The sequence below is a fragment of the Salinivibrio sp. IB574 genome, assembly GCF_001996205.1.
GTDB classification, from domain to species: Bacteria; Pseudomonadota; Gammaproteobacteria; order Enterobacterales; family Vibrionaceae; genus Salinivibrio; species Salinivibrio proteolyticus.
The window spans coordinates 18,103-31,358 of record NZ_MUFN01000017.1 but is presented as its reverse complement, the minus strand read 5'-3'; the positions used below and the strand labels follow the sequence as shown (position 1 = coordinate 31,358).

The 13,256-nt window shown below is 53.0% G+C and carries 11 protein-coding genes; 3 read left to right on the top strand and 8 right to left on the bottom strand.

Translation table 11 applies throughout. The features are described 5' to 3' along the window. Positions 1-87 precede the first annotated feature (87 nt). Positions 88-1,950: an MFS transporter gene (locus BZJ17_RS09950; RefSeq protein WP_077640597.1), complete on the top strand. Its 1,863-nt coding sequence runs from the start codon at positions 88-90 to the stop codon at positions 1,948-1,950. On the opposite strand, the gene BZJ17_RS09945 is transcribed toward BZJ17_RS09950, so the two are convergent. From BZJ17_RS09945 to BZJ17_RS09920, 6 genes are read right to left on the bottom strand one after another with little or no spacing between them, the layout of a single operon-like run. Beyond that, positions 1,947-3,347 carry an AMP-binding protein gene (locus tag BZJ17_RS09945; protein WP_077640596.1) on the bottom strand — a complete coding sequence of 467 codons (1,401 nt, stop codon included), beginning with the start codon at positions 3,345-3,347 and terminating at the stop codon, positions 1,947-1,949. The genes BZJ17_RS09950 and BZJ17_RS09945 overlap by 4 nt on opposite strands. Further along, the gene (gene menC / locus BZJ17_RS09940) at positions 3,344-4,333 is read right to left on the bottom strand and encodes an o-succinylbenzoate synthase (protein WP_108743805.1); all 990 of its coding nucleotides are present in this window, start codon (positions 4,331-4,333) and stop codon (positions 3,344-3,346) included. The genes BZJ17_RS09945 and menC overlap by 4 nt, the downstream gene beginning before the upstream one ends. Positions 4,334-4,340: 7 nt before the next feature. Beyond that, on the bottom strand, positions 4,341-5,207 hold the full coding sequence (menB, locus tag BZJ17_RS09935) for a 1,4-dihydroxy-2-naphthoyl-CoA synthase (RefSeq protein WP_069590537.1): 867 nt from the start codon (positions 5,205-5,207) through the stop codon (positions 4,341-4,343). Positions 5,208-5,219: 12 nt separating this feature from the next. Further along, the gene (gene menH / locus BZJ17_RS09930; protein WP_077640594.1) at positions 5,220-6,029 is read right to left on the bottom strand and encodes a 2-succinyl-6-hydroxy-2,4-cyclohexadiene-1-carboxylate synthase; all 810 of its coding nucleotides are present in this window, start codon (positions 6,027-6,029) and stop codon (positions 5,220-5,222) included. Continuing rightward, on the bottom strand, positions 6,022-7,746 hold the full coding sequence (gene menD, locus BZJ17_RS09925) for a 2-succinyl-5-enolpyruvyl-6-hydroxy-3-cyclohexene-1-carboxylic-acid synthase (protein ID WP_077640593.1): 1,725 nt from the start codon (positions 7,744-7,746) through the stop codon (positions 6,022-6,024). The genes menH and menD overlap by 8 nt, the downstream gene beginning before the upstream one ends. Then, positions 7,743-9,044 (bottom strand): isochorismate synthase, encoded by a 1,302-nt coding sequence (locus BZJ17_RS09920; protein WP_157893179.1) that lies wholly within the window; start codon positions 9,042-9,044, stop codon positions 7,743-7,745. The genes menD and BZJ17_RS09920 overlap by 4 nt, the downstream gene beginning before the upstream one ends. Before the next feature lie 268 nt (positions 9,045-9,312). Between BZJ17_RS09920 and BZJ17_RS09915 the strand changes: the two genes are divergently transcribed. Then, complete coding sequence (locus BZJ17_RS09915) at positions 9,313-10,545, top strand: pyridoxal phosphate-dependent aminotransferase (RefSeq protein ID WP_069590543.1); 1,233 nt, start codon at positions 9,313-9,315, stop codon at positions 10,543-10,545. Between the two features lie 65 nt (positions 10,546-10,610). Next, positions 10,611-11,234, top strand: coding sequence for a tRNA-uridine aminocarboxypropyltransferase (locus BZJ17_RS09910; protein ID WP_077640591.1), 624 nt, complete (start codon positions 10,611-10,613; stop codon positions 11,232-11,234). On the opposite strand, the gene BZJ17_RS09905 is transcribed toward BZJ17_RS09910, so the two are convergent. Continuing rightward, positions 11,231-12,586, bottom strand: coding sequence for an anti-phage deoxyguanosine triphosphatase (locus BZJ17_RS09905; protein WP_077455697.1), 1,356 nt, complete (start codon positions 12,584-12,586; stop codon positions 11,231-11,233). The two genes, BZJ17_RS09910 and BZJ17_RS09905, sit on opposite strands and share 4 nt — an antisense overlap. Then, on the bottom strand, positions 12,576-13,178 hold the full coding sequence (gene yfbR / locus BZJ17_RS09900) for a 5'-deoxynucleotidase (RefSeq protein WP_077640590.1): 603 nt from the start codon (positions 13,176-13,178) through the stop codon (positions 12,576-12,578). The genes BZJ17_RS09905 and yfbR overlap by 11 nt, the downstream gene beginning before the upstream one ends. Between the last annotated feature and the right edge of the window lie 78 nt (positions 13,179-13,256).

Here is a 13,256-nt window from a genome sequence, read left to right as displayed (position 1 = left end):
GATGCGCAACCCGTTTAAAGGTTGCGCACTCGCCTCGCCTTGCTAGTATAAGTCGCTTATTGCACCGCTAAACGGACCGATGTACTCATGAGCCAACAGTTTCAACTTCTGCGTGAGCGACGCTTTCTGCCCTATTTCATCACACAGGCGTTAGGGGCCTTTAACGATAACGTTTATAAAAACGTGTTGGTGATCATGGTCGCATTTGCTTCCGCCGAGCAATTGCCAATGGATGCAACTCTGTTTATTAATGCCGCGGCAGGGTTATTTATTCTGCCTTTTTTCCTGTTTTCTGCCTTTGCCGGTGAACTCGCCGACAAATACGATAAAGCCCTTATCATGCGGCGCGTGAAATGGCTGGAAGTCTTGATTATGTCGAGCGCCGCGATTGCCTTGTATTACGAATCATGGACAGTGCTGCTAGGGTTATTGTTTATGATGGGCACCCAGTCCGCCTTTTTTGGCCCGGTAAAATACGCACTGCTACCACAAACCTTGAGCGATAAAGAACTGGTCTCGGGCAATGCGCTCGTCGAAACCGGCACGTTTTTATCTATTCTACTCGGGACCTTACTCGCTGGATTTATCGCTCATCACCCACATGCCAATGTGGTTGCCGGCGCCGCGGTATTAGCCTTTGCACTGCTGGGCGTGCTATCGGCACATGCGATCCCTCCCGCGCCTGCCGGTAATCCAACCCTCAATCTGCGCTATAAACCCATCGCACTGATGAAACAAACCTTGCGTTTTGCACGCCAAGACAAAGTGACCTTACAGGCCATTTTAGGTATCAGCTGGTTTTGGTTTCTTGGTGCAAGCTACCTGACCCAGTTTCCTAAATACACCGCCTTGCTGGGCGGGAATGAAACCGGCGTTTCCTTCTTACTGACCCTATTTTCAATCGGTATCGCGGTGGGCGCGCTGCTGTGTGACAAGCTGTCCGGCCACCGTATCGAGCCCGGTATCGTGCCCTTGGGAAGCCTTGGGCTTACCGGCTTTGGGTTGCATTTATTTTTTGCCACGCCCGCCAGCCCAACCGTGCACAGCGATTTAATCGCCTTTGTGACCGACCCGACACTGACGTGGGTGTTTATCGATTTATTGATGATTGGCGTGTTCGGTGGGATCTTTATTGTTCCCTTGTATAGCTTGATGCAACAGCGCGCCGATAAAGCCGCGCGTGCACGCGTTATTGCCGCCAACAATATCTTCAATGCGTTGTTTATGGTGGCAAGTGCCATTCTTGGCATCACCCTCTTGGTGGTGATCAAAATCTCCATTGCCGAGTTTTTCCTGTTGCTGACAGTGCTCAATTTATTGGTGGCTATCTATGTCAGTCAGTTGGTGCCGATTTTTGCACTGCGCTTTTTTACGTGGATGATCACGCACACCTTGTATCGGGTGAAGCATAAAGATTTACACCATATTCCCGAACAAGGGGGAGCCTTACTGATTTGTAATCATGTCAGCTACATGGACGCGCTTTTGCTGGCGGGTGCTTGTCATCGTCCGATTCGCTTTGTGATGTTTGAAGACTTGTACAAATTACCCGTGCTGCATTGGTTTTTCCGCACCTCAAAAGTGATCCCCATCAGTCACCGAGGACGCACCATTCGCGCCGCGATGAATGAGATCCAACGCGCGTTAGATAATGGCGAAGTGGTGTTGATTTTCCCAGAAGGGCACCTGACCTTTGATGGTGAAATAGACCAGTTCCGCCGTGGCATGGATATGATTCTGCAGCGTTCACCGGTCCCTGTTGTACCCATGGCACTGCAAGGCTTATGGGGCAGTTATTTTAGCCGACATGGCGGCAAGGCCATGTTAAAACTGCCAAAACGCTTTTGGTCAAAGGTAACTGTGGTGGCCGGCCCCGCCGTGGAGCCGGAAAAAGCTACCTCCGCGTATATGCGCGACGAGGTGATTCGCTTACGTGCCGACCGGCCTTAGTGTTCGATTTGCTGGCTTGCCCATTGGGCAAGCTGCAAACGTGACGGCTTGATACTGGCACCCTGCTCTAATATCGGCCACGGCAAAAAAGCAATGGGACGTTGATAAGGCGCTAGCGAATGACAATGCGCCGTTAATTGCGCCTGATCCAGTTGCGCTGTGCTTTGCACTATCGCCACTGGACGCGCGCCAAATTCATGGTCAATAACCGGGACAACCACGACTTGGCTGATCTCGTCTCGTTGGAGTAAGTGATTTTCAATACGCTCAGGCTGAACATTTTCTCCGCCGCAGATAAACTGATTATCCTTACGCCCGATAATGCGCAACACAGGCCGCTGGCGGCGCGCCTCCCATCTCGCCAGATCCCGGGAGCCTAAGCCTTGTTCTGCCGAAAGCGCCTTTAACCGTCCCGCTTGCCAATATCCTAACGCGAGCGTGTCGCCACGATGAATCACTTCACCATCGCTCGCCAGCGCAACGGTACGATACGGCAAAGGCTCACCGACATCGTCATGGCCATCGGCGCGCTTTAACGTGACGGTCGATGCGGTTTCTGTCATGCCATAGCCACACCAACAAGCAATGCCCTGTTGCTCAGCTAGTTGTGTCAATCGTGCGGGAATCACTGCACCGCCCAGTAATACATGCTTAAGTCGAGAAGGCGCTTGCCTCGCGGCCAACCAAGGTAAGGCGCGATAGAGTTGTGTGGGCACCAAGGAGGCGTGTGTCACCCGAGTCAGTGATTCGGGTAAAGCTTCTCCCTGACAAGGGAAAATGGCGAGGGTGGCACCTTTGAATAACCAGCGCCACACAATAGCCAGCCCCGACACATGAAAAAGCGGCAACGATAACAACCAACTATCGGTGCTACTGCTCGGCCTCTCCTCGTGCTCAGACAGCCCTTGATACGGCAGCATCTGGGTTAAACCTGCCGCACTGGCAAGGTGTTGATGTCCGGCATGTACCACGGCTTTGGGCTTTCCTGTTGACCCCGATGTTAGCGTCATGGTGAGCGGTTGCCGTGGTTGCCAAGGCGCTATCGATATCGCGTCGGATCTCCTTGCCTCATTTTGAGCGCAGTCCAGCCATTGAAATTCGCTAAGTTCAGCCAACACGGCGGCTTTCACGTCGTCACTTAAAGCATGATTGAGCACTAAGGTGATCTTGCCTGCTTGCCATGCAGCAAGCAGGCCCACCACTAAGCGCTGGGGAGCAAGACGACTGTCGAACACCACCACTGGCGCGGCATTAAACTGCGTTTGCTGACGGTCTACATCCGCCACCAGCGCCTGCCATGTCAGTGAGGTGTCACTCTCGATGGCAAGCGAGTCTGGCGCACAGTCAGCCCAGTGCCGCCACGGCCATACCTTAAATCCGAACGCCGAGGCCGTCACAATGTATTCACCCAGATAAGGGGCTGGTCATGTAGGGGCGCTAATGGCTGCGGCGCCCCCGGCCACGTACGATCAAGTTGATGAGCAAAGATACTCAGGGTATCAAGCCCAGGAACCACATCAGGCGTTAACCAGGTGGCAAAGCGTGATAGCTGTGTGAGTCCAAGGCTTGATTCTAGCGCAGCACTGATCACAGCCTGCTTGCCAAGCGTTTTCGCGCTATCAATCCAGCTTGTTAGTGACGCAAGATCGCCCATCAAGGTGGGCTTGAGCACCCACACTGAAACGTATTCACTTTCAATCAATTCACTGTCATCGTGATCACGCAATGTCTCATCCCAAGCGAGAGGAAAGCCCAGCTGTTGCGCACAGCGAAGTGATTGCAAGGGGTCGGCACAGGGCTCTTCAATCCAGCTAATCCGCTGTTGATGTGCCTCACTCAAACCTTGCCAAAACTGGCTTAGCTGCTCTGGCCGCCAACGCCGATTGGCATCCAGTCGCAAGGTTAATGTCGGAATCGCCTCCAGTAAGGTCGTGACCATCAACCGATCGCGCGCCACCTCATATTCGCCTACTTTTACCTTGGCTTGCGGTGATGGCGTTTGACGTGGTCCACTCAAGGCTTGTAAGAGCGCATCAGGATCGCCCGTACAGACAGGCACAGTCGCAAACGTCGCCTCCGTCGGTAGCTTTTGGTCCAACTCCGCTTGCGCCACACTCACTCCCCATGCGACTGAGGGCGGTAATTGCGTCATCGCCACATGGCGGTGATCACACCATGCCGCGGTAGCGGCAATCAACGCATGGCGTGCTTGTGCAAAGCTCTCTTGGCTAAACCCCGGCAGAGGCGACACTTCGCCCCAGCCGCGACGTGCGCCTTCGCTCAGTTCAACCACTAACCCTTCCCGCTCAGCCAGTCGCTGGTCGCGCACAAATACGCCCGACTGGATCGGTAACCTATAGTGGTAGATCCGTGCCTGCCTCATACTCACCTCATGGATTGCGTGGGAAACGATTGAACGCCGGACGGCGCTTCTCGTTGAACGCATTGCGCCCTTCTTGCCCTTCTTCAGTCATATAGAACATCATGGTTGCGTTCCCTGCCAACTCCTGCAACCCAGCTTGTCCGTCACAGTCAGCATTCAACGCGGCTTTTAAGCAACGCAGTGCCATCGGGCTGTGCTGCAGCACTTCACGACACCAGCGCACGGTTTCGCGCTCCAAGTCGGCAAGTGGCACCACAGTGTTTACTAGTCCCATATCCAACGCTTCTTGCGCGTTATAGAACCGACATAGGAACCAAATTTCACGCGCTTTCTTTTGACCCACAATGCGAGCCATGTACGAGGCGCCCCAGCCACCATCAAAGCTGCCCACTTTGGGCCCGGTTTGGCCGAATTGGGCGTTATCGGCCGCGATGGTCAGATCGCACATCATATGTAGCACGTGACCTCCACCTACAGCATAACCGGCCACGGCAGCAATCACAGGCTTTGGACAGGTACGGATCTGACGCTGAAAGTCCAGCACATTAAGATGATGGGTGCCTTCGTCGTCTTGATAGCCGCCGTAGTCACCACGGATGGATTGATCGCCTCCTGAACAAAAGGCTTTTTCGCCTAAACCGGTCAAGATGATCACTCCTACATCACTGTCGTAACGGGCATCAGCAAGCGCTTGCATCATTTCTTTGACAGTTTGGGGACGAAAGGCATTGCGAACTTGGGGGCGATTAATCGTAATACGCGCAATACCGTCTGCCGATTTATGGTAAAGAATGTCGCTGAATGTCTGATCAGCCTCTACCCACTCAATGGGTGCATACAGTTCTTGTTCGGTTATACCCGGCGTAATAGCCATAGGATCTCCCCTTTATAGGTTGGTTGGGGCAACGCCCTGAAAAGCTGCACTTGCGAGTAATGCGTGTACAAAGCCTTGTGGATTTGATTGGTGACAGTTGTGACCCGCTTCAGGGATCACCGTGACACCAATCCCAGTGGTTTGATGCAAGTGTTTGGCAAGTGCATGGAATTTTTTATCGTGCTCACCACAAAGGTAGTCAATGACGAGCCCGTGTTGAAAACAGTGTTTAAGCGCACTGCGTAAGTCGGCTTGATGGCCTAGCGACGTAGCCAATAAGGTATCCGCTACGGCCGAACCGTGATTCGATAAGCGCCGTTGGACCATCGCGCAACGGGCAGATTCATCAAGAGATTGAAAGACAGGCTGGCGATACCAATCGTCTAGCACCGCGTCTAACGGCTGATGACGAAAGCGTGTGGCCCATTGCTTATCATGTGCGAGTCGCTGCTGACGGGCCTCGTTATCAGCAAGTCCCGGGTGACCGCCTTCTAACAACACGCCAGACCAGCGAGTGGGTGCATAAGTAGCGCAATGCATCGCTAAACGCGCACCGAGGGAGTAACCGACCAATAGCGCTGGCTGCCGCTCCCATACCTGCTCACAAGTTGTCAAAATGGCGTCACACGCATCGTCAAAATGCTGACATTGCTGTGTCCAGCTCTCGCCGTGTCCGGGTAAATCAAGGCATAACCAGTGACAATGGGAGAGCGCAGCAGTTACGGCTTGCCAATCGTCGCCGCAACCCAGTAACCCATGTAAGAACACCACCCGCGGCCCATTGGGATCTCCGCCTTGGCGATAGGTGAGTCGACTAGCCATGCGCAACCTCCGCCAATAAACGGTTCAGTACACTTCCCGCCTCGCCTGCAGGTGTATTGACTTCGATGACCTCTGCGCCGGGTGACTGTAACGCCCCTTGCAAGGTTTCACTAAAACTCACTACGTCTTTGGGCTGGTGGTAAGACAAGCCAAACATAGTTGCTGCCGGTTCAAAGCCCAAGCCATGCGGCATGCGGTAGTAAGCATCTCGCAGGGATGGCTCAACCGGTAACATATCGAAAATCCCACCGCCGTCGTTATTAAGGATCAAAATAACCGCTGGGGCAGGTGCATGACGCCACAGCGCCAAGCTGTTTAAATCATACAAGGCGCTGGTATCTCCCAACACCACCAGCATCGGGTGCTGATTCACTCGCTGCACGCCCGCGGCACTTGCGAGTAAGCCATCAATACCCGACGCCCCCCGATTGGCGTATACGCGATAATCACTCAGCTCACTCCAAATATCGGCTAAGCGAATCGTCAAACTATTGCCTAAAAACACATCACACTCTGAGGGCAGCCACTTAGTCATAGACTGAAAAAGGCGATGTTCGGATAGGCTGTCTTCCACCTTTGCGTACACGTGTTGCCGTTGTATCTGTGCCGCTGTGGTCACCGCCTGCGCCCAGCCGCTTACTGGTCGTTGCAGCTGAGTGAGCGCATCCGATAACGCGTCTAGACCTTCCTCCCATTGCTGGGGCATAAACCGTATATATTCACTGGGCCGATGAGCAGGATCGAGCGCTTGTTCCCGATCGGTGATCAGCCAGTACGGCACTTCTATGTTGGCCAGCCACTGCCCTAACCGTTTGGATACCAAACGACCACCGAGTTGAATGACCCACTCGGCCTCATCCAATAGCGCGCGAGTGCTAGGCGCGTTGAGCCACAAATCATGCCCCGGCGCCGTGCTTTTGACGCCGGATTGTGGGTCGGCCAGCACCACCGCATCGAGGACGCTTGCCAACCGCGCCACCTGAGCGCCTACGTTGGCCGGCAGCGCACCAGCAATCAATACCACCTTGCTGCTTTGCGACGCGATATGTTGCCAAGAGGCAGGCATCTGCCACTGCGTTCTGGTTGGCATCATGCTCACATACGGCTTGTCATCAGTAAGCCATTGTCCCAATCCTGCCCGCAATGATTGCTCACTCGTTCGGTCACGCTCGCCATAGAAAGGTTCTCGAAACGGGCAGTTGATATGCACACTGCCACCATGCTGGGCCTGCTGAGCCATCAGATGATCAATCTTGCTCAGGAGTGCTGACAAGGGCATCGCAGTCTCAGGGGCTGGAAGAGAGAGCGTTTGCGTGACATGCGAAGAAAACAAGCGGGGTTGCTCAATGGCTTGATTGGCACCACAGTCAACCAATTCAAACGGTCGGTCGGCCGATAAGATCACCAAAGGTTCGCCGGTTAAGCGGCTTTCCGCCACCGCAGGGAGAAGATTGGCCACCGCGGTGCCAGAGGTGACAACCACCGCAACCGGACACGCATGCGCTTTTGCCAGCCCTAGCGCTAAGTAGCCTAACCCGCGCTCGTCAAAGTGATTGTGCAAAGTGACACCGCGTCGCGGATGCTGGCTTTGCTTTACAGCAGCGAGCGTGAGCGGTGTAGAGCGAGAACCCGGCGCAATACATATGTGCTGCACGCCCAGCCGCGTAAGCTCGTCAATAATCACTTCAGCCCATGTGTGGGTGAGCGCCAGCGTCATCCGCACACTCCTGTCATTCTTTCGGCTGAGAGGGGCACTGGAGCATCCGGTAAACATTGGCGCAAGGTCGTGAGTTTATTATCCAGCTCCTGCCATTCGGTATCCGGATCTGAGCCCAGCACAATGCCTGCCCCCGCATAGAGATCAATGGTATGGCCTGAAAGCTGCGCACTGCGAATAGCAACACAAAACTGGCTTTCACGCTGTGAGATATACCCCACCGCTCCACTGTAGCGTCCGCGAACAATGCCATGTTGAGCAAGAAATGCGCGCGCCAAATCACGCGGCAACCCCGCGACAGCGGCGGTAGGCTGAAGGGCGCTTAACAATACCGTATCGTCCACACCGGGGCCGACAATCGCACTGATGCGGCGGCGCAAATGTTGTAAATGACGCAATACCATTAAGTGCGGAGCAGGATCGGCAGTTACCGTGAGTGCATGACGGCGTATTCCCGCCAAGATATCGTCAACCACTAATTGGTTTTCGTGAATATTTTTATTGTCATGTAGCAACCACTCACCTAATTGGTGATCATCGCTGAAGGTCGCGCCACGCTTGACGGTCCCCGCGACCGCTTCGGTACTGACACGACAATCGCGGCGCCGATACAAGCGTTCGGGCGTCGAGCCAAGAAATGCATCTTGCTCGCTAGTCGCAAATAAAAAGTGGAAGCTTTCTGCATTATGCTGCTGGCTGTGACTGAGTAACTGGCCGGCGCTAATGGGAGCATCCAACGTCAACCGTGTTTGTCGCGCTAAAACCACTTTTTTAAGCGATGTCGATGCCATCTTCTCCAACGCCGTGGTCACCGATTGACACCACCCCTGATACGTCGGGGTATGGTTTTCGTGTTTGACTTGGCTCTGCATGGGGGCCAATGGCCGCCCCAACCAGATCACTTGGCTTAATATCGCTTGGCTATCCACACCCGCCTGCACATTAACAGAGAGCTGCCAATGCGCATCACGGCGGATCAACTCGACGACCGGCAGGAAAAAATCACCATCCCCAGCACCATCATCGAACGCCACACATCCCCAAATTCGTTGCTGTGGCGTGAGTGAAGCTTGCGCTTCATGTAGCTGAGAAAAACGGTGGCACGCCCCTAACACCAATGCCTCTTCGCGGCCATCGCGCGACTGCCAATACATTTTCGGGAAGACAGGTTGGGCATCCAGCCAAGCAATCGGGGAAAGGTTACTCGGCCAGTCAAAATCTGCTTGTAACAGAGCGGGAGCTTGGCATATTGCCAACTGGCTCTGTAACTGATTGGCCGCTTGAATCAGGGTAGTCACGACATCCTCCAACCGCATCGGGCGGCAGTCCTATTCGCAAATCGTGTACGGCTTTATGTAGCACGTAATTAATGCTTGTCAGTCTACCTGTCCCCTGCGGGGATAAACATGCGCTAGATCAGTCTTCTGTCGAACTTGGTAGATTTTTTTGCCCGACAGCCACCGGTAAAACTTTATTCGTTTATCTCTTTCGAATCAGACCGCGAATAGTGTAAGTTACCAAAAAAGCCTAATAACAATATTCACCTTTTACTAAACAGGAAAGTCAATGCAACACATCGGGATGTCCGCCAAGCTGGATGACGTCTGTTACGACATCCGTGGCCCAGTGATGAAAGAAGCCAAACGGCTTGAAGAAGAAGGCCACCGCATTTTAAAACTCAATATCGGCAACCCTGCGCCTTTTGGCTTTGATGCGCCAGATGAGATTTTGGTCGATGTGATCCGTAACCTTCCCACCTCACAAGGTTACTGCGATTCAAAAGGCCTTTATTCCGCGCGTAAGGCGGTGGTTCAGCACTATCAAAAACGCGGTTTGATGGACTTAGATGTTGAAGACGTGTATCTGGGTAACGGTGCCTCAGAGCTTATCGTGATGGCGATGCAAGCCTTGCTCAATAATGGCGATGAGTTATTGGTGCCGTCACCGGACTATCCGCTGTGGACCGCTGCGGTGTCACTGTCGGGTGGTAAGCCGGTGCACTACTTGTGTGATGAAGAATCGGACTGGTATCCAGATCTTGATGATATCAAGGCGAAGATCTCGGCTAAAACACGCGGCATCGTGCTCATTAACCCGAACAATCCAACGGGTGCGGTATACAGTCGCGACTTTTTGCTGCAGGTGGTTGAGATAGCCCGCCAGCACAATTTGATTATTTTTGCCGACGAAATCTACGACAAGATCCTTTATGACGGCGCGCAGCATCATTCTATCGCCACCTTGGCCCCTGATGTGTTGTGTTTAACTTTTAACGGCTTGTCAAAAGCCTATCGAGTCTGCGGCTTTCGCTCTGGCTGGATGCTGGTCACTGGTCCCAAACAGCACGCTCGGGGCTACATTGAAGGCTTGGAAATGCTGGCTTCGATGCGCCTTTGCGCCAATGTGCCGATGCAGCATGCCATCCAAACAGCTCTGGGCGGCTATCAAAGTATTAACGAGTTAATTCTGCCGGGTGGCCGTTTATTAGAACAGCGCGATAAAGCGTACGAGCTGATTAATCAAATCCCTGGTGTGAGCTGCAAAAAGCCTAAAGGAGCGCTCTATCTGTTCCCGAAGATCGATACTAAGCGCTACAACATTCACAATGACGAAAAGATGATGCTCGACTTTTTATTGCAAGAAAAAGTCTTGATGGTACAAGGCACCGGCTTTAACTGGCCCAAACCGGATCATTTTCGGATTGTCACCTTGCCTCGCGTGGATGACTTAGAAATGGCTATTAGCCGCTTTGAACGCTTCCTCTCGGGCTACAGTCAAGTCACGACCGTGGCTACGTGATACTTGCGTTTTTCATCAAGCAGCGGTAAAACGCTGCTTGATTCCGTTCTCAACCAGCGATCATCATGTCTCGATACTGCGCGTCTTGTCATAAAGCGAAAGCGATTTGTGTGTGCGATGCCGTCACACCGCTGACCAATACCATTCCCGTGATTATTCTGCAGCATCCCGATGAGGTCTCACACCCTAAGAACAGTGCTTGTTTGCTCGCGCTTGCGCTGGATAATTGCCAGTGTTGGGTGGGCGAGGATTTCAGCCAACACGCCGCGCTTAACGATGCACTCGCGCAATCGGAGCGACGCTATGCCGTCTTGTATCCGGGCGAGCACGCTTGCTCTCTTTCATCACTGACCGAGTCATTGGATGAGAACGACAAGCAGCCGCCGTGGGGGATCATTTTACTCGACGGGACATGGAAAAAAGCCTACAAGATGTATCAGCTTTCAACCAACTTGCATGATTTACCCACCGCCACCATCAACACCATGCCATCAAGCCAATACAGGATACGTAAAAGCCGCAGGCCGGGCGCCTTGTCTACCCTAGAGGCAGGATTTGCCGCACTTAGCGAACTCAGTGGTGACAGTGAGCATTATCAGCCATTGCTCGCAAGCTTTGAGGCCATGATCGCGCGCCAACTGGCATTTATGCCGGCATCACGCACGCCATCCGGCGGGCAGGACGACTAGCGAATCGCATAAAGCGGACCATTGCTGGCGGCGGTAAACATGGTGCTATGCAGCTTCTGGGCAAAACTGTCGGTCATCGACGACAAATAATCCGCAATGACGCGCATTCCTGACTCACCCGCCTGTTGCGCTATCAGCCAATCTTGCCGGTAATCTTTCGGCAGGAGACGTTCCGGATCGGAGGCAAACGCATCAAAAAGCTCCATCACCAATTGTTGCCCTTTGTACTCCACCACCTGAAGTTCTGGCTGTTTAACCACAAACTCACTGACAAAGCGTTTCAGTGTCTCCAGTACACCTGCCATCACATCCGGCAAAAACGCATTCCACGCCAGTAACGGTGATTGAAAGCACTGTGCCCCATCTTGCACGGTGGGCGCAATCTCAACCGACGTGAGCAGGGTATTCACCAACGCGCCAATCGCATCTTTGCGCTCATAAGGAGGGCCAAACATCTGCTCACTCAGCTCCCCAATATGGCTTTCTAACCATGGATCGCCACACTCGGCGAGCACACTGGCAACCGCTTCTTGCCACTGTTCTCGGTTCACTAAGCCCATCACTATCGCATCTTCAAGATCATGAACGCCATAAGCGATGTCGTCCGCCAGCTCCATAATGGAGCAATCTAAAGATTTAAAGCGGGTTTTGCGGTGTTCGCCATCAGGTTGGTTATCACGAAAGGTTAAAAAGAGGGCTTTATCCGCGTCACATAATGGTTCGAGGACCCAATCGCGCCGCGCACTATCATGATCATAAATGCCCTTAGCAGGTTGCCAATCGCGCGCCTTCAAGTGCCGAAAGTCCGTCACCGGCGTGGGTGATTGTCCGTTATGGGCAGCGCTGATTAAGGCAGGATACTTCATCACTCCCAATAAGGTTCGTCGCGCTAAGTTCATACCATGATGCTGAGTATAAGGCTCTAGCAAGGTGACAATACGGAACGTTTGGGCATTGCCTTCAAACCCACCCTCTTCACGCATCATGTAATTCAGTGCGATCTCGCCACCGTGGCCATAGGGCGGATGACCAATATCATGCGCTAGACACAAACTTTCCATCAGTCCGGTTGAAGGCAACAGCGCTCGAAAGGTCGGCTGCTTTTCTTTCAGTTGCGCGACAATCCCAGTACCAATTTGGGACACTTCCAATGAATGCGTGAGTCGAGTGCGATAAAAATCACTGTGTTCAGCCCCCAACACCTGCGTTTTCGCTTGCAGGCGGCGAAAGGCCGCCGAGTGTAAAATGCGCGCTCTATCGCGCTGATAGACTGAGCGTTTATCATTGCGTCGCTTTTTATTTTCATTGCGCATGCGACGCGCTTGCCACGCGTCAGGAAGATTAAAGTCCATCGTCACTGATCTCATCGAGCGATAAGGTAAAACTATGAACAAACGTCGCCATAAAGTAATCGGTCGCCGGCGAACGGCGCTTTTCCATCGCCGTCTCTAAGCGCTTTTTAGCCTGCTCAAACTCATGATTGCCAGCCGCAATCTCTTCCAAACACTTGAGGTAAGCACATAGCGTGTCGGCTTGCTTGACCAGCAAATAATCATCTGCATCGATCGTGTCTGAATCAATCAGGCTTCGGTAATCGTCTTGTAGCTCCGGCGGTAACATCGCAATCAGTTTTTGCTCCGCCATTTTCTCGATCTTTTTATATTCGGTCGCGATAGAAGGGTTGAAATACTTCACCGGCGTCGGCAAATCTCCGGTAATCACTTCACTGCAGTCATGAAACATGGCTAACACCGCGATCCGATCAGGCTGATAATGGCCGCCAAACCGCTTGTTWTTGATAAGCGCGAGTGCATGTGCCACAAAGGCAACTTGTAAACTGTGCTCTGAGATGTTTTCTGCGGAAACATTGCGCATTAGCGGCCAACGATAAATCAGCTTCATCCGCGCGAGGTGGGCAAAAAAGTGGCTTTGTTTTTGAGTCATCGCATCCTGCTACATTGACGGTTATGGAGTCATTGTGTGTCTTGGCAGGCAAAGACTCAAGCCTTATTCGCGCAAAGG